The sequence below is a fragment of the Uliginosibacterium sp. sgz301328 genome (assembly GCF_041807905.1).
Lineage (GTDB): Bacteria > Pseudomonadota > Gammaproteobacteria > Burkholderiales > Rhodocyclaceae > JBGVSA01.
In genome coordinates this window covers 89,967-106,712 of the sequence record NZ_JBGVSA010000016.1, presented here as the reverse complement: position 1 = coordinate 106,712, position 16,746 = coordinate 89,967, and the positions used below count along the sequence as shown (strand labels likewise).

16 protein-coding genes and 1 tRNA gene are annotated in these 16,746 nt (G+C 62.4%); 9 read left to right on the top strand and 8 right to left on the bottom strand.

All coding sequences use genetic code 11. The features are described 5' to 3' along the window. Together ACDA63_RS13525 and ACDA63_RS13520 are read right to left on the bottom strand one after the other, a co-directional pair. Nucleotides 1-925: TRAP transporter large permease subunit (locus tag ACDA63_RS13525; RefSeq protein ID WP_373663782.1), on the bottom strand; the 925-nt coding region annotated here is incomplete at its 3' end. 21 nt (nt 926-946) lie between these two features. Then, nucleotides 947-1,447 carry a TRAP transporter small permease gene (locus ACDA63_RS13520; RefSeq protein WP_373663781.1) on the bottom strand — a complete coding sequence of 167 codons (501 nt, stop codon included), beginning with the start codon at nt 1,445-1,447 and terminating at the stop codon, nt 947-949. Nucleotides 1,448-1,691: 244 nt separating this feature from the next. Between ACDA63_RS13520 and ACDA63_RS13515 the strand changes: the two genes are divergently transcribed. The 4 genes from ACDA63_RS13515 (at nt 1,692) to ACDA63_RS13500 (ending at nt 6,518) form a co-directional block, all read left to right on the top strand. Beyond that, nucleotides 1,692-2,393: a FadR/GntR family transcriptional regulator gene (locus ACDA63_RS13515; protein WP_373663780.1), complete on the top strand. Its 702-nt coding sequence runs from the start codon at nt 1,692-1,694 to the stop codon at nt 2,391-2,393. A 104-nt stretch (nt 2,394-2,497) separates the two neighbouring features. Then, entirely contained in the window at nt 2,498-4,987 is a 2,490-nt protein-coding gene (locus tag ACDA63_RS13510; RefSeq protein WP_373663779.1) for an ABC transporter permease, read from the top strand. 29 nt (nt 4,988-5,016) lie between these two features. Further along, nucleotides 5,017-5,754 carry an EI24 domain-containing protein gene (locus ACDA63_RS13505; RefSeq protein ID WP_373663778.1) on the top strand — a complete coding sequence of 246 codons (738 nt, stop codon included), beginning with the start codon at nt 5,017-5,019 and terminating at the stop codon, nt 5,752-5,754. Next, nucleotides 5,754-6,518 carry a competence/damage-inducible protein A gene (locus tag ACDA63_RS13500; RefSeq protein WP_373663788.1) on the top strand — a complete coding sequence of 255 codons (765 nt, stop codon included), beginning with the start codon at nt 5,754-5,756 and terminating at the stop codon, nt 6,516-6,518. The genes ACDA63_RS13505 and ACDA63_RS13500 overlap by 1 nt, the downstream gene beginning before the upstream one ends. A 96-nt stretch (nt 6,519-6,614) precedes the next feature. Here the strand turns inward: ACDA63_RS13500 and ACDA63_RS13495 are convergent, their stop codons facing one another. The 5 genes from ACDA63_RS13495 to ACDA63_RS13475 form a co-directional block, all read right to left on the bottom strand. Continuing rightward, nucleotides 6,615-7,184, bottom strand: a complete 570-nt coding sequence (locus ACDA63_RS13495) for a phasin family protein (RefSeq protein ID WP_373663777.1) — start codon at nt 7,182-7,184, stop codon at nt 6,615-6,617. Nucleotides 7,185-7,539: 355 nt separating this feature from the next. Then, complete coding sequence (lptA, locus tag ACDA63_RS13490) at nt 7,540-8,127, bottom strand: lipopolysaccharide transport periplasmic protein LptA (protein ID WP_373663776.1); 588 nt, start codon at nt 8,125-8,127, stop codon at nt 7,540-7,542. Between the two features lie 3 nt (nt 8,128-8,130). Continuing rightward, on the bottom strand, nt 8,131-8,700 hold the full coding sequence (gene lptC / locus ACDA63_RS13485) for an LPS export ABC transporter periplasmic protein LptC (RefSeq protein WP_373663775.1): 570 nt from the start codon (nt 8,698-8,700) through the stop codon (nt 8,131-8,133). Next, nucleotides 8,697-9,218, bottom strand: coding sequence for a KdsC family phosphatase (locus ACDA63_RS13480; protein WP_373663774.1), 522 nt, complete (start codon nt 9,216-9,218; stop codon nt 8,697-8,699). The genes lptC and ACDA63_RS13480 overlap by 4 nt, the downstream gene beginning before the upstream one ends. Then, the gene (locus tag ACDA63_RS13475) at nt 9,218-10,192 is read right to left on the bottom strand and encodes an SIS domain-containing protein (protein ID WP_373663773.1); all 975 of its coding nucleotides are present in this window, start codon (nt 10,190-10,192) and stop codon (nt 9,218-9,220) included. The genes ACDA63_RS13480 and ACDA63_RS13475 overlap by 1 nt, the downstream gene beginning before the upstream one ends. A 125-nt stretch (nt 10,193-10,317) precedes the next feature. Here ACDA63_RS13475 and ACDA63_RS13470 point away from each other — a divergent pair, with 125 nt between their 5' ends. Then, on the top strand, nt 10,318-12,285 hold the full coding sequence (locus ACDA63_RS13470) for a cation:proton antiporter (protein WP_373663772.1): 1,968 nt from the start codon (nt 10,318-10,320) through the stop codon (nt 12,283-12,285). Between the two features lie 7 nt (nt 12,286-12,292). On the opposite strand, the gene ACDA63_RS13465 is transcribed toward ACDA63_RS13470, so the two are convergent. After that, on the bottom strand, nt 12,293-12,793 hold the full coding sequence (locus tag ACDA63_RS13465; protein WP_373663771.1) for a hypothetical protein: 501 nt from the start codon (nt 12,791-12,793) through the stop codon (nt 12,293-12,295). A 122-nt stretch (nt 12,794-12,915) separates the two neighbouring features. Here ACDA63_RS13465 and ylqF point away from each other — a divergent pair, with 122 nt between their 5' ends. The 4 genes from ylqF to thrS all read left to right on the top strand — a co-directional run bounded on the left by ylqF (nt 12,916) and on the right by thrS (nt 16,727). Next, the gene (ylqF, locus tag ACDA63_RS13460; RefSeq protein WP_373663787.1) at nt 12,916-13,818 is read left to right on the top strand and encodes a ribosome biogenesis GTPase YlqF; all 903 of its coding nucleotides are present in this window, start codon (nt 12,916-12,918) and stop codon (nt 13,816-13,818) included. Between the two features lie 131 nt (nt 13,819-13,949). After that, on the top strand, nt 13,950-14,480 hold the full coding sequence (locus tag ACDA63_RS13455) for a hypothetical protein (protein WP_373663770.1): 531 nt from the start codon (nt 13,950-13,952) through the stop codon (nt 14,478-14,480). A 95-nt stretch (nt 14,481-14,575) separates the two neighbouring features. Continuing rightward, a tRNA-Val gene (locus tag ACDA63_RS13450) sits at nt 14,576-14,652 on the top strand. Between the two features lie 158 nt (nt 14,653-14,810). Then, nucleotides 14,811-16,727 (top strand): threonine--tRNA ligase, encoded by a 1,917-nt coding sequence (gene thrS, locus ACDA63_RS13445; RefSeq protein WP_373663769.1) that lies wholly within the window; start codon nt 14,811-14,813, stop codon nt 16,725-16,727. Nucleotides 16,728-16,746: the final 19 nt, after the last annotated feature.

The following is a 16,746-nucleotide window of genomic DNA, read 5'->3' as shown; positions in this document are numbered from 1 at the left end:
ACGGCTGCATGATCTCGATGACCTGCCCGGGGATGTCCGCCAGTGTGATCAGCCATGCGCTCACCATCGAAGCGGCGACGATCAGCATGATGGTGGCGGCGGTCTTGGCAGCGGCCAGGAAGATCGGCGGCAGATCGGAGATCTTCAGACCCTTGTAGACGAACACGCTCACCAGCAGCGAATACACCGCAGCGACCACGGCTGCCTCGGTCGGCGTGAAGGCGCCGGTCTTCATGCCGCCGATGATGATCACGGGCAGCACCAGCGCCCAGCCGGCTTCGCGCAGGGCGCGCAGCAGCACGCGAGCTTCGAACTTGGCGGTGGGGCGGCCCTTGAAGTCCTTGCGGGCGGTCAGGTACCAGGTGATGACCAGGGATGCCGCCATCAACATGCCGGGGAAGACGCCGGTGAAGAACAGCTTGGTGACCGACAGTTGAGCGGCGACGCCGAACAGCACCAGCGGCATGGCGGGCGGCAGGATCGGCGCGATACAGCCGGCGCCCGCGATCAGACCGGCCGAGCGCGGCACGTTGTAGCCAGCATTGCGCATGAGCGGGATGACGACAGCCGCCAGTGCGGCGGCATCCGCCGCAGCAGAGCCGGAAATGGCTGCCAGCACAAGCGCGGCCACGATGGCGACGTAGCCGAGGCCGCCGCGCACATGGCCGACGAGCGCTTCGGCGACCTTGACGATCTGCGCTGACAAGCCGCCCTTGTTCATGATCTCGCCAGCGAGCATGAAGAACGGGATTGCCATCAGCGGGAAGTTGTCGGCGCCGGACAGGAGGTTCTGCGCAAGGATCTGCGCGTCGAACGCGTTTTCGTGAATCATCAACGCGACGCCGCAGATCAGCAGGGCGAAGGCCACCGGCACACCGATTGCCATGGCGCCGCAAAGGGCGAATACGAACACTGCAATGGTCATGATGTTGTGTTCCTCGCAGTGTCAGAGCACGTCTTCGAAGTTCGAAGACAGTTCAGCGTCGGTCATCTTGCCCGTTGCCATGCGATACATCGAACGCAACAGGAGCAAACCCATCCCAATGCCGCCCACGATGCCGGCGATGTAGACGTATCCGTAGGGAAGGCCGGTGATGGGGGCGGCGTTGTGGAAGTTGAGTGCACACAGCTCCCACGTGCCCCAGATCATCATCAGGCAGCACAGGAAGGTCATGAGATCGCCGACGAACTTGCAGATGCGCTGCGCTTTCATCGGCAGGCGTTCGGTGATCATATGGACACCCAGGTGGGCGTTGTCGCGCAGGGCCAGCACGGAGCCGACGAACACGACCCAGACGAAGAGAAAGCGCGAGACCTCTTCCGAACTCAAGATGCTCGAGTTGAATACGTAGCGCAGCACTACGTTGCCGAACACCATTACAACCATGAGCGCCAGCATGGCTATGAGCAGCCATTCGAGCCCTCGATTCAACTTCTGCAAGATCATCGTTGTCTCCATCGCGAACCCGGCCTTTCCCGGCGGCTGACTCATGGGCCGAATCCATTTCTTGGTTCGGTGGTCAGACCACTAGACCGTTGGACCGAATCTTTTCCGACAAGCCTGTTACGCAACAGTGGGGTTAACCCCAGGGAATTGAGCCCGCGCGATGCCTATTGCGTCACGTCAAGAACGGTATGGCGGTCAGGCCGCCTGATACACTCAGCGCTGACTGAACGTCTGGAACCAATAAATGGACATCGATCTACCCACCCTGAAGGTGGAACGCCTGTACCGCCAGATATCCGGCGTACTCATCGATTTCATCCGCGATGGGCAGTTTCCGCCCGGAACGGCGCTGCCATCCGAGCGCGATCTGTCGAAGAAGCTCGGCGTGAGCAGGTCGTCGGTGCGCGAGGCGCTGATCGCGCTCGAAATGCTGGGATGGGTTGAAATCCGTACGGGCAATGGGGTGTTCGTACGGACCAATCTGCCGGAGACGGCAGCCGCCAACGCGGCCATTGAAGAAGGTGGGGTGGCCGATCTGCTCAAGGCGCGCGAATTCCTGGAAGGCGAACTCTGCGGACTGGCCGCCAAGACCGCTACGCCATCGCAGATCGACAAGATGCGCGACATCATCGCGACGATGGAGCAGATGGATACCGACAATCTCGAATTCCATCAGCTCGACCGCAGCTTCCACCTGCTGATAGCCGAGATGACCGGCAATCCGGTGTTGTTGGATGTGCTCACGCAGCTCTGGAACAAGCGCTACAGCCCGATGTACAAGCGCTTCGAAGACCACTACACCGAACATGGTCTCGCGCCCGATCTGGCGCAGGAGCATCGCGAAATCTTCGAGGCGATCCGCGAGCGCGACCCGACGCTGGCGCGCGACAAGATGCGCGCTCACCTGCGCCACGTCTACACCAGTCTGTTCCGCCTCGCGCAATGAACTCCCGGCGGCGATCGGCACTCTGACGAAGCACCGCGATCCGCCATCCGTGCAGCATCGCGGCCGCCGAACCTCCAACCGAGCATCCTCTTTCCGCCGACCGAATGCACACCCTCCGACTTGCCTGGACGTCCCTGCTGCGCGATTTGCGCGCAGGCGAGCTGACACTGCTTGCAGTGGCGCTCCTGATCGCTGTCACCTGCCTGACGAGCGTCGGCTTTCTTACCGACAGCCTTCGCCTCGGGCTCAATCGCGATGCCAACCAGTTGTTGGGGGGCGATCTGCTCGTGACGGCCGACCATCCCTTGCCGATGGCGTTATCCGATGAAGCGCACCGCCTCGGTGTGCGGGTGACGGAGACAAGACTCTTCAACAGCATGGTCAGCACGGACGACGTGGCCCAATTGGCCGCGGTGAAAACAGTCGACCTGGGCTATCCGCTGCGCGGCAGCCTTCAGGTGGCGCCGGCCATGGGGGCGCCGGGGGGCGAGGCCGGACGCATTCCGGCGCGTGGCGAGGCCTGGCTGGAAGAGCGCCTGGTCAGCGGCCTCGGGGTTAAGCCGGGGGATTCGGTCCAGCTCGGCAACAGCCATTTCCGTGTCGGAGCGCTGGTTACCTTTGAATCCGATCGCGGCACGAATTTCTTCAGCTTCATCCCCCGCATCATCATCAATGCCGCCGACCTCGACGGCACCGGCTTGATCCAGGAAGGCAGCCGCGTGCGCTATCGGCTCCAGTTCGCGGGAGACAAGCGTGAGATCGACGCGCTGCAAACCTGGCTGGCGCCCCGGCTTGAGCGCGGGGAACGCATCGAGAGCATCGACAACGCACGCCCCGAGGTACGCAACGGACTGGATCGTGCGCATCGCTTTCTGCGGCTCGCAGCGATGCTGGCCGTCGTGCTGGCGGCGGTGGCCATCGGCCTGTCGTCGCGCCGCTATCTGCAGCGACATCTGGATGGGTGCGCCGTCATGCGCTGTTTCGGCGCGAGCCGGCGTCAACTTATCGGTGTGTATCTGGTGGAATTCGTTTGCTTCGGGCTGGTCGTGGGCGCGTTGGGTTGCATAGTTGGCTTCGCGTTGCAGGCCGGACTGGCGAAGGTTGCGTCCTCGCTGGTGTCCGCCGAGTTGCCGCTTCCCGGGCCGGTGCCGGCGGTGCACGGCATGCTGACGAGTCTCGTGCTGGTGGCGGGCTTCATCGTGCCTCAGTTGCTCCGGTTGACGCGCGTGCCGCCCATCCGCGTGCTGCGCCGTGAGTGGGACGCGCTCGAGGCGAGCTCGCTCGGCGCGTGGGTCGTGGGCGCGCTCGCGCTAGCCGGACTGATGCTGTGGGTGGCGCAAGACATCCGCCTCGGCCTCTACGTGGTCGGCGGTTTCGCGGCGGCGTGCGTCGTCTTTGCCGTCGCGGGTTGGATCGTGTTGTCCCTGTTCGCGAGAGTGCGCAGCGTTTCCGGCGGCTGGGGGCTGCGCTACGGGCTCGCGGCTCTGCATCGGCGCCTGGGAGGGAGCGTCGTGCAGTCGGTGGCGCTCGCCCTGGGCCTGACCGCCGTGCTGTTGCTGACGCTGGTAACGCAGGATCTGCTCAATAGCTGGCGGCGCAATCAGTCGCCGGATGCTCCCAACCAGTTCGTCATGAACATCCAGCCTGAACAGCGCCCCCAGGTGCGCAAACTGTTCACCGACAATGGCTTGCCGGCGCCCGATCTGCTTCCGATGATCCGCGGTCGCCTGGTGTCGATCAACGATCGTCCGGTCAAGGGCGGGGACTACGAGGAGGACCGCACGCAGCGGCTTGCCGAGCGCGAGTTCAATCTGTCGTGGGCGAGCACCTTGCAGGACGGCAATCGCGTGGTCGCCGGGCGCTGGCACGGTGACGCGCACGTGCCGGAGTTTTCGATGGAAGAAGGGATCGGCACGCGCCTCGGCATCAAATTGGGAGACGAGGTGGTGTTCGACATTGGCGGCCAGCGCGTGACGGGCAAGATATCCAGCATTCGCAAGCTCGATTGGGATTCGATGCGCGTTAACTTCTTCTTCACCGCCGCGCCTGGACTGCTGGATGACTACCCCGCCAGTTACATCACGAGCTTCCGTCTGCCCGACGGAAAATCGACTTTCATCGCCCAACTGGTCGGTTCGTTCCCGAACCTGTCCGTCATCGACGTGGGACAGGTGATCTCGCAGGTCGTGTCGTTGACGGACAAGCTGATCAGTGTGGTGCAATTCGTGCTGGCATTCGCACTGGTGGCCGGCATCGTGGTGCTGTTGTCGGCGCTACAGGCCACGCATGACGAGCGGATGTATGAGCTCTCGGTGTTGCGCTCGCTCGGGGCCCGGCGTACCCAGTTGCGCGCCGCAATGCTGGCCGAGTTCGCGGTTCTGGGATTGCTGGCTGCGCTATTGGCGATCGCGGCCGCGCTGGGCATCGGATATTCGCTGTCGACTTTTGTCTTCGATCTCAAGTACCAGCCGGCGCTTGCGGGACTGCTGGGGGCCGGTTTGCTGTCCGCGCTGGCGGTGACCATTGCGGGCTGGCTGGGGGTACGCGGCCTGTTGCGCAAGACGGTGGTCGAAGGGCTGCGCGCTGCGGCCTGATCTCAACGGAGTCATCGGGGTTCGTTCGAATGAATGGTCTTTTTCTCGCGTATCGACGCGCCTTGCGTAGCCTGCTCAGGCCTGACATCTTCTGGCACCTGCTATGGCCAAGCCTGTTGGCATTTGCCATCTGGGTCGGCGTGGCGGTTTTTTTCTGGACGGATGCCGCCGCGGCACTGATCCGCATGGCCGACGGCTGGCCGCTGGTGGGCAATTGGTTCACGCACGAGGAAAGCGGTCGCGTGACCATCGCGGTCGTGGTCAATGTGTTGCTGTTCATGCTGGCGGTACCGCTGGTGTTCGTGACGTCGGCAATCCTGGTGTCGATCTTCGCCTTGCCGATGATGCTCGAACGCGTGGCGCGCACGGATTACGACGATCTCGAAGAACGGCACGGGGGCACGATGATGGGAAGCCTCTTCAACTCACTCTGGGCACTGCTGGTATTCCTGGTGGTGGCCGGGCTGACGCTGCCGTTCTGGCTCATACCAGGGGTCGGGCTGGTCTTGTCGGTGCTGCTCTCGGCGTGGCTCAACCAACGCTGCTATCGCTATGACGCGCTGATGAATCACGCGGACAAGACAGAATTGCGCGACGTGCCGCGTCGTCGCAAGGGCGGCGTGTATGCGCTCGGTATCGGTGCCGGCGTGCTGGCGTTCGTACCCTTTTTGAACCTGTTCGTGCCTGCCTTCACGGGGCTGGCGTTCGTTCACTATCTGCTCGAAGGGCTGCGACGTGATCGTGGCCGCATAGCAGGGGCCGTGTGATGCGCAATTTCGGCGTCATCATCATTGGCGACGAAATCCTATCCGGACGGCGATCCGACAAGCACCTGGCGCATGCCATCAGCCTGCTTGCCGAACGGGGACTGCAATTGTCGTGGGCGCGCTACGTGGGCGACGATCGACCCCGACTGGTACAGACGTTGCGCGACACCTTTGCCAGCGGCGATGTCGTGTTTTCGTTCGGCGGCATTGGCGCCACCCCCGACGACCATACCCGCCAGGCTGCGGCGCAAGCGCTTGGCCTTCCGCTGGCGCTGCATCCGCAGGCGGAACACGAGATCCGCGCTCGCTTCGGCGACGAGACTACGCCGCAGCGTCTCAGGATGGGGGAGTTCCCGAGCGGTTGCGACATCGTGCCCAATTCCTACAACGGCATCCCAGGCTTCGCTTGCCGTGAGCATTACTTTCTGCCCGGTTTCCCGCAGATGGCCTGGCCGATGATGGCGTGGGCGCTCGATACGCACTATCGGGCGCTGCATCACGCGCATCCGCATGCGGAATCCTCCATCGATGTCTTCGACGCACGAGAAAGCGATCTTGTCGATCTGATGACTACGTTGCAGGAGCGTTTCGGCGTGACCATCTTCAGTCTGCCGACGCTCGCGGGCGAGGGGGGCCGTCGCATGATCGAACTGGGTGCCAAGGGGCTACCGGATGCGGTAGACCGAGCTATGCGCGATATGCGGGCCGAGATGACGGCGCGCGGGTATGAATGGCGCGAAAGCGTTGTTCGCGACAAACGCTGATTGCTCCCGCAAGACATACAAAAAACCCGCAGCCGGGAACGGTCTGCGGGTTTTTTGATGGCCCGGCCGTCACGGCCAGGATTGAAGCGTAACGCCTCAGGCGACCTTCTTGCTCGTCTTGGAGGCAGCGCTGGCAGAAGCGCCGACGGCCTTGACGGTCGCGTTGGTCGCGGCAGCCACGTTGGCTTCGGCGATTTCGGCAACCTGCTTGGCAGCCTTGTTCATGCTGTCGTAGGCAGAGTTGGCGGCAGCCAGGGCGCTTTTGACGGCGGCGACTGCAACATCGGAGCCGGCCGGGGCGGACTTGGCGGCCTTATCGAGTGCGGAGGCAACGTTCTTGTTGATTTCGGCCAGTTGCGATTCGAGGATGCCGGCGATTTCTTGCTGAGCCTGATGGGCGATGTCATAGACATGGCGGCTGTAGGCAACCAGCTTTTCAACGCTCGGTTGAGCCAGCGAAGCCTGCAGGTTGACGAGCTCCTGGGCGTCTTTGACAGCCAGCAGCGACTTGGCGTTGGCCACGCCGTCTTCCAGCACCGCGCGGGCGGCGTTGAGGTTGAGGGTGGCGAGCTTTTCAGCGCTGACGAAGGACGTGTTGGCAATGGTCAACAGGGTCTCGACGTAGGCTTTGTTGGTCGCGGCGAATTGTTCGGGTGTGGCGTACATTTTCCAGCTCCTGAAATGAGGATGTTGATGGCGCTTCGCGCTTTGCCGGCGCCGCGGATGCGCTGATCCGTGAAAATGATGCGCCGCACAACCCGTATTCTAGAGTTTGGATCTGGCTTGTCAAATAAAATTGTGCGGTGCACAAAATCTGTATAAGAAAATTCTTGTCTTCAAATCAGTGGCTTAAGTCTTCTGCTATCGATATTGTGCATCGCAATAGTCGCAACGCGCCAAATGTGGCCGATGTGAGGGGGCGGGGACTGCTGGCAGCGCGCAGGCCGACCATCCAGCTCGACCGATCGCGCCAGCCAGCAAAAGGCCGCCCGTGGGCGGCCTGTGCATCGGTGAAGCCGCCTTACTTGCCCGTGGACGTGGCCGGTGAACCTGGCGTTGCGGGCGTGGGGCTGGCGACCGGCGCGGATGCCGCATTCTTCGGCTGGATCACTGCCCGGACGCGTTCGGGTACGCCTTGTTGAACGGTGGCATTCGGCCCGTTGGTGACGAGGTAGTTCTCCGTTACGCCGTCGTACTCAATGTACTGGCCGCGGACTTCATCGCGCCCGCTCTTTACGTAGGAACGGCGGAAGAGTTGGGCGCGGTCCGTCTTGCCGTCGTAATCGATTCGCTCGGCTTCGCCTTCGATGTACTCGTCACGCCCTTCACGCTTCTGGCGAAAACGCGACAGCCCGCCAGCGCCACCGGTAGCCACACCTTTCTGGAAGCCGTCTGCGTCCTGCGTAACGACAACCTTGTCGGCTGTGATGACGAGTGTGCCCTGCGTGAGCTTGACCCGGCCTTCAAACGTCTGGACCTTGTTGCGGTCGTCGACGGTCAGTTTGTCGGCTTCGATATTGACCGGCTTTTCGCGGTCAGCGCGCTCGGCGAGCGCCGCAACGGGCTGGGCCAGCAACAATGCGACGACGGTCAGAACAGGTAGCTTCATGGGTTATTTGCCCTTTTTTGGCGGCATGGTGGCGCGCGCCTGATTCATCTTCAGCACGCCGGTAATGTTGTTCCATTCGGCGCCAACCCCTTCGAGTCGTGATTTACCTTGGGTGACGACGACGGGTTTGTCGGTGATGGCGATCTGGTCATCGGTGAGCACGGTGAGTTCTTCCGTGCTCAAGGTCTGTTCGGGGCGATCCGCGGTCGCTGCCTGCAGGCCGCGCACGTTGCCGGTCATGACGACTTTCTGTTCGGTGTTGCTGGCCACGGCGCGGTCGCTGGACAGCGTCGTCACGCGTTCGCTTCCGTTCAGTTCCATGCGCGGTGTAGTCATGTCCGCGATGTCGTTGTCGGGATAGTGCAGTGCCTTGGGAGCGGAAAGCCGCGACAGCAAGCGCCCGTCCTGACCGAAGCGCTCGATTTCGAAATGTTCGATGTATGCGTCCGGATCGTGCCGATTGACGCCGAGCCCACCCGGCCGCGACTGCTGGACGATGTACTGCAGCCAATATGAAGCGCCTGCCAGCAGCGCGACGACGATGAGAGGGAAGAGCGAGGACAGGCGTTTCATTGCAGGTAGCCCTCGAGCATGTCGTCGAGCTTGCCTTGCGCGGCCAAAATGAATTCACATACCTCGCGCACCGCCCCGTGTCCGCCTTCGGTCGCGGCGGTGTAATCCACGTGCGCTTTCACAAAAGCGTGGCCGTTGGCCGGTGTGGCCGAGAAACCGCAGGCACGCAGAATCGGAAGGTCAACAATGTCATCGCCCATATAGCCGGTTTCGTCCGCCGGTAGGGATAGTTCCTCGCGCAGGGCGAGCAGCGTGGCGCGCTTGTCGCGGGCGCCCTGTATGACGCGGACGATTCCGAGGTTTTCTGCCCGCAATGCCACCATCGGTGAGTTGCGGGCGGTGATGATGGCAACCTCGACACCGGCTTTCTGGAGCATCTTCATCCCATGGCCGTCAAGCACGGAAAAACGCTTGAGTTCGTCGCCGCGCGGCGAGTAATACAGGCCGCCGTCCGTGAGCACGCCGTCGACATCGAAAGCCATCAACCGTACGCGCGCCGCTTTTTGGTGAGCATTCATCAGATGACCTTGGCGTTCATCAGGTCGTGGGCATTGAGCGCGCCGACCAGTTTGCCGTCGCCGTCGACCACCAGAATCTGGCTGATGCGGTAGCGATCCATCATCTCGGCCGCTTCGGTAGCGAGCGCGTTGGGGCCGATGGCCTTGGGCGCGCGGTGCATGACTTCGGAAATGGCCAGTGTGCGGAAGTCGCGCTCATGTTCGAGCAGGCGGCGCAGGTCGCCATCGGTAAAGATGCCGGCGACTGTGCCGTCCTGTTCGCAGATGGCCGTCATGCCCATGCCCTTGCGGGAAATCTCCAGCAAGGCGTCGGCAAAGCTGGCCGTGCCTGCCACGACAGGTACCGCGTCGCCTGTCCGCATGACGTCGCGGACATGGGTGAGCAGTCGACGACCGAGGGCGCCGCCAGGATGCGAACGAGCGAAATCTTCGGCGCCGAAGCCGCGCATTTCGAGCAGCACGACGGCCAGCGCATCACCCATGGCGAGTGCAGCCGTGGTGCTGGCGGTCGGGGCGAGATTGAGCGGGCAGGCTTCTTCGGCCACACCCACGTCGAGATGGGCATCGGCCAACTGGGCCAGCGGCGAGTCGGCGCGGCCCGTCATGGCGATGAGCCGCGCGCCCATGCGCTTGACTGAGGGCACGATGACCAGCAGTTCGTCGGTGGCGCCAGAGTTCGAAATGGCGATCACCACGTCGTCCGGCTGGATCATGCCGAGATCACCGTGGGCGGCTTCAGAGGGGTGGACGAAGTAGGCGGGGGTACCCGTCGAAGACAGCGTGGCCGCGATCTTGCGAGCGATATGCCCGGACTTGCCCACGCCGCTGACGATGACCCGGCCCCGTGCCTGCAGGATGATCTGGACGGCCCGATCGAAGTTGTCGTCGAGCCGCGAACCCAGGGTGGCAACCGCGTCGGCCTCGATGCTCAGCACCCGCCGCGCCCGCGACGCGATCGTCTCTCCGTTTGGCATGTAGGGAGAATATGCTGAAGAATTGGAAAAGGCCGGCATGGGAACGCGCTGGGCTGGGTTAAACTGACTCACCAGTATAACAAAGGCGCCACACCTGCCGCGAAGGCGCCGGCTCTTCTCATTGCATGTACGACACCCTTGAATTGATCTTGGTGCTGCTGGCTGCCGCAGTGGTGGCCGTGGCTGTCTTTCGGGCATTCAACCTGCCCCCCGTCCTTGCTTACTTGCTGGTTGGCGCCGCTCTCGGACCTCATGCCGCGGCGATGGTGCCTGACAGCGAACAGGGGCGTCACTTCGCTGAGTTCGGTGTCGTCTTTTTGATGTTCTCGATCGGGCTGGAGTTCTCCCTGCCACGGTTGTTTGCGATGAAGCGGATCGTGTTTCTGCTTGGCGGCGCCCAGGTGATCGGGACCGTCTTCATCGTCACGGTGCTCGGCATGATCGTCGGGCTGGGTCGGGCGGAGAGCTTTGCCGTGGCCGGGGCCGTGTCGATGTCCTCGACGGCCATCCTGTCCAAGCTGCTGGTCGATCGCATGGAATTCGACGCGCCACACGGACGGCAGGTCATTGGCGTGCTGTTGTTTCAGGATCTGGCGGTGGTGCCCCTGCTGATCCTGATCCCGGCGCTGTCGCAGCCCGCCAACGTGCTGGCCGAAACCCTGGGCTGGGCTGCGTTCAAGGTCGTATTCGTGATGGCCTTGCTGCTGTTCTTCGGGCAACGGCTCATGCGGCCCTGGTTCCACCTCGTGGCCAAGCGCAAATCGTCCGAACTGTTCATGCTCAACATCCTGCTGGTGACGCTCGCGCTGGCGTGGATCACCGAACAGGCTGGCCTGTCGCTCGCGCTGGGCGCCTTCATGGCCGGCATGCTGATTTCGGAGACCGAGTACCGCTACCAGGTGGAAGAAGACATCAAACCGTTCCGCGACGTGCTGCTTGGGCTATTCATGGTGTCGGTCGGCATGTTCCTCGATGTGGCGGTAATTGCGCAGCACTTCCTCGCAGTCATTGGTTTGCTGCTGGCGCTGCTCTTGATCAAGTTTGGCGTGGTGTGGCTGGCGTCCCGCGTGCTCGAAGGATCGGCCGGTACGGCCATGCGCACGGGCTTGTGGCTGTGTGCCGGCGGCGAATTCGGCTTTGTGTTGCTGACTCAGGCGAGCGGCTTCAACCTGATTTCTGCGGCCGTCCTGCAGGTCGTCATCGCCGCGCTGGTGCTGTCGCTACTGGCGGCGCCGCTGCTGGTCATGTTCAGCGACCGCATCGTCATGCGCTTCGTGGCTTCGGAATGGCTGCTGCGATCGATGGAGCTGACCCGCGTGGCGGCCCAATCGATCGCCACCGACCAGCACGTGCTGATCTGCGGCTACGGTCGTTCCGGCCAGTACCTCGGCCGTTTTCTTGAGCAGGAACACGTGGGCTACGTCGCGCTCGACCTCGACCCCGATCGCGTGCGCGAAGCGGCGGCGGCGGGCGAAACGGTGGTCTATGGTGACGCGGCCCGCCGCGAGACACTCATCGCCGCCGGGCTGGCGCGTGCAAGCGCTGTGGTGATCTCGTTCAACGACGTGCGCGCGACACTCCGCGTGATGCACCACGTGCAGGCAATCCGACCGGATATTCCGATCGTCGCCCGCGTGGTGGACGAGAGCGACATGGAGCAGGTTATCCAGCGCGGGGCCGCACAGGTGGTGCCCGAGATGCTCGAGACGAGCATCATGCTTGCCACTCATACGCTGACGCTCATCGGTTTGCCGATCGGGCGCGTCATCCGCCGCATGCGCGACATCCGCACACAGCGCTATGGCGTCATGCGGGGTTTCTTCCACGGCTCGGATTCTGCTGATCGACCCGACGCCCAGCAGGAGCGTTTGCATTCGCTGGTGCTCGAGCCGGGTGCCTATGGTGTGGGCCGCAGCATTGCCGAACTTGGGCTGGAAGACCTTGGCGCCCGCGTGACGGCCGTGCGTCGGCGCGGCATTCGCGCCGTCGACCCCACGCCCGACACCCGGTTCATCGACGGTGACGTGGTGGTGATTCTTGGCGTTCCCTCCGAAATCGCCCGCGCCGAGGAGCGTCTGTTGCAGGGCAAGTGACCGGCCCTCAGGTCGAAGCCACCTGCTGGATCAATTGCTCGGCCAGACGATCGGCCCAACGCTGCCGGAAGTGCGCCTCGTCTTCGTCCGAATGCGGTTCGATGCCGATGACCACGCCGCCCGCGCGCATGCCGCGTTCGACCTCGTGCGTGTGCGCGACAGACGGCTCGAAGCCCGCGATACCTCCAATCAGGCTACCCAGCGTTGCGCCAGCTCCCGCACCCGCTACGCCAGCCGCGATCGGGCCGGCAACGACCAGTCCGATGCCCGGTGCCGCAATCGCGGCACCGGTTGCCGCGACGGCGCCCGCCAAGGCGCCGACGACTCCGCCCACCTTTGCCTTGTGGCCGAGGTCGTCGAGCTTGCCGACGCTGTGCGTACATGTCTGCTCGCTCATGATGATGCTGATTTCGCTGGCCTCGTAACCGCTTTCCATGAGTATCCGGCACGCTTCGTCCGCGCTCTGCGTGTTCTGGAACAGCACGATGACTTTGCGCGTTTCTGCCATGATGGATCTCCTTTGTCGAAAACTCAGGGCTGCGCCTGAACCGCAACGCGCAAATGTGCGATGCGGTGAATCAGGCTCTCTTCTGTACCATAGTCGGCTTTTCAGCTCGAACAGCAGCAACTATGTCGATCCAGTGGTTCCCCGGGCATATGACTTCGGCGCGCAAGAAAGCGGCCGAAACGATGGAGCGCATCGATCTCGTGATCGAGGTGTGCGACGCGCGCCTGCCCGAGGCGAGCAGCAATCCAATGATTCGAGAGTTGCGCCTGGCGCGTCAGCGCCCATGCCTCAAGGTGCTCAACAAGGCCGATGTGGCCGATCCGGAAATCACCGCGCAGTGGCTGGCGCACTATGATGCCCAAGCGGGCGTGAAGGCCGTGGCGTTGTCTGCCAAAAAGCCCGCAGACGTCGCGCGCATTCCTGCTTTGTGTCGCGCCTTGGCGCCTCATCGCAATGACGGCACGAAGCCTCTGCGGATGATGATCATGGGCATCCCCAACGTGGGCAAGTCGACCCTCATGAATGCGCTGCTCAAGCGCCGCGTGGCGGCAGTCGGGGACGAGCCGGCCGTCACCAAGTCCCAGCAAAGCCTGGACCTGGGCAATAACATGACGCTGACCGACACGCCCGGAATGATGTGGCCGAAGATCGAATTCGACGCCGATGGCTACATGCTGGCGGCCAGCCATGCCATCGGGCGCAATGCCGTGATTGAAGAAGAGGTGGCTGCGCACTTGGGCGACATGTTGCTGGCGCGCTATGGCGAACTGCTGTCCAGGCGCTATGGCATCGACGTTGCGGGCATGGACGGCGTGGCCCTGGTCGAAGCGATCGCCAAGCGCCGCGGCTGCCGTATCAAGGGCGGTGGCCTCGATCTGGAGAAATCCTCCCTCATTCTGCTCACCGATTATCGTACCGGCGTCCTCGGCCGCATTAGTCTCGAGTCGCCCGCGTCGCGCGCTGCCATGCTGGCGGCCCATGCGGCGGCCCGTGCGGCCCTCCTGTCTTCGGCGGGCGACGAATAGTCCGGCGCCATGGGTGTCGCCGTGTAGGTCGCATACCGGCATATCCTCGTCGCTTGTCCGACGCCATTCCCGCGTCACTCTGCCCATATTGGGGGCAGGTGGTGTTCAACCGCGGGAAGGAGGGACGAGTAATGAGTCTGTCGATGCTCTTCGGTGAGCGTTCGCTCACGATCGTTGCGGCCTTGTTCGATAACCTGGAGTCGGCGCGCCGTGCCGCCGAGCATGTACAAAGTGCAAGCAGCATGCAGGCCGGCCAGGTGAAGCTGGTTGCGCCGGCGGACCCGGCATTCGACGCAAAGCTTGAGCCCGAGCAGACCGGTATCGCCCATACCTTGATCCGCACGCATGTCGTGCTGGGCGCCGTTGGGCTGGTAATGGGCGTGTTGCTGGCAATCGCACTGCAGCAGGCCGATTTGGCTCTCTTTGCCCAGAATCCTGGCCGGAGCGTATTGATACTGGCCGTGCTTGGCCTGTTCTTCGGCATGATGGTCGGCGGTTTCGTGTCGCTGCGCCCCGATCACGACATGGTGATCGAGAAAGTACGATGGGGTTCAGCCAGCGGGCGTTGGGCCGTGGTGACGCACCCGGTTTCGTCGGCACAAAAGAAACAGGTGGAGGAAGTGCTACGCGCCGAACATGGCGACCTGGTGGAAAGTCTTTGAAGCCCGCGGGGTGGAGGCAGTGCGCTGCAGATTTAATTGTCGTCGCGAAAAAGCTTTGCAATCGATGAAGACTTCTCTATAATGCGCAGCTCTTCAGGCGCGTAGCTCAGCTGGTTAGAGCACCACCTTGACATGGTGGGGGTCGTTGGTTCGAGTCCAATCGCGCCTACCAAATTTGAAGACGGAGTTTTCAAATGTTTCGAACTACGACGCGGCGATAATCTTTCATCAAGCCGAATAGTTTTTTGAAACTTCGTTTCCTGAAGAAAAGAAAAAGTGCGGCTTGTCCGCACTTTTTTTTTGCCCATTCAGCGCCCAAAGCCAAACGCCATGCCTAACATCACGCTTCCTGACGGTTCCGTCCGCGCATTCGATGCGCCGATTTCGGTCTACGACATCGCTGCTTCCATCGGGACCGGCCTGGCGCGTGCGGCCATCGCCGGCAAAGTCGATGGCAAACTGGTCGATGCGTCCTATGTGATCGACCGCGATGCGGCGTTGTCGATCGTCACCGACAAGGATGCCGACGGTCTTGACGTCATCCGGCACTCCACGGCTCACTTGCTGGCGTATGCCGTCAAGGAACTGTTCCCCGAGGCGCAGGTGACGATCGGTCCGGTGATCGAAAACGGCTTCTACTATGACTTCGCCTATTCGCGTCCCTTTACGCCCGAAGATCTGGCGGCCATCGAAAAGCGCATGGGGGAATTGGCCAAGCGCGATATCCAGGTTTTTCGCGAAGAATGGGCTCGCGACGACGCGGTCGAATTCTTCAAGGGCATTGGTGAGCATTACAAGGCCGAAATCATCAGCAGCATTCCGGCCGATCAGACGATTTCGCTGTACCGGGAGGGTGATTTCACCGACCTGTGCCGCGGCCCGCACGTGCCATCGACGGGGCGTCTGAAATTCTTCAAGCTGATGAAGGTGGCCGGCGCCTATTGGCGCGGCGACGCGAAGAACGAGCAGCTCCAGCGGATTTACGGCACTGCATGGGCCAAGAAGGAAGAGCTCGATGCCTATCTGCACATGCTGGAAGAGGCTGAAAAGCGAGACCATCGCCGTCTCGGAAAGCAACTCGACCTGTTCCATATGCAGGACGAAGCGCCCGGCATGGTGTTCTGGCACTCGAAGGGTTGGACGCTGTGGCAGCAAGTCGAGCAATACATGCGCGGCCGCCTCAACGCGTCGGGCTACCAGGAAGTGCGCACACCTCAGATCATGGATCGCACGCTGTGGGAGCGCTCGGGCCACTGGGAAAACTACCGCGACAACATGTTCACGACAGAGTCCGAAAAACGCGACTACGCCGTGAAGCCGATGAACTGTCCGGGGCACATCCAGATCTTCAATCACGGCCTGCGTTCGTATCGCGATCTGCCGATCCGCCTGGCCGAGTTCGGCTCGTGCCATCGCAATGAGCCGTCCGGAGCGCTGCATGGGCTGATGCGCGTTCGTGGTTTCGTCCAGGACGACGCACACATCTTCTGTACTGAAGACCAGATCGAAGGCGAAGCGCGTGCGTTCGATGAGCTTCTGATGAGTGTTTACAAGGACTTCGGCTTCCATGACGTCGCGGTCAAGCTGGCTTTGCGCCCCGAAAAGCGCGCCGGCTCGAACGAAGTCTGGGACAAGGCCGAGGATGGCCTGCGTGCGGCGCTGCGTGCTTCGGGCAAAGAGTGGGAGGAGTTGCCGGGTGAGGGTGCGTTCTATGGTCCCAAGGTCGAATACCACATCAAGGACGCCCTGGGGCGTTCGTGGCAGTGCGGCACCATCCAGCTCGACTTCGTGCTGCCGGAGCGTCTGGATGCCGAGTACGTGGCGGAGGATAACTCCCGCAAGCGCCCGGTCATGCTGCACCGCGCGATCCTCGGTTCGCTGGAACGCTTCCTCGGTATTCTCATCGAGAACTATGGCGGCGCCTTCCCGATGTGGCTGTCGCCGGTCCAGGCGGTGGTGATGAACATCTCCGAATCGCAGGCCGATTACGTCGATCATGTGGCCGATGCGATGGTTGCAGCAGGGTTGCGCGTCGAGCGTGATTTGCGAAACGAGAAAATTACCTATAAAATTCGCGAACATAGCTTGCAAAAGCTGCCCTACCTGCTGGTCGCCGGCGAGAAAGAGAAGGCGGCTGGACTCGTAGCCGTGCGTGCGCGCGGCGGACAGGATCTGGGGCAAATGCCCATTGAAGAGTTGATCGAGCGGCTGCGACGCGAAGTCGAACAACGCAGCGGCACGGTCTGATTTTTATTTTTTCGGAGAA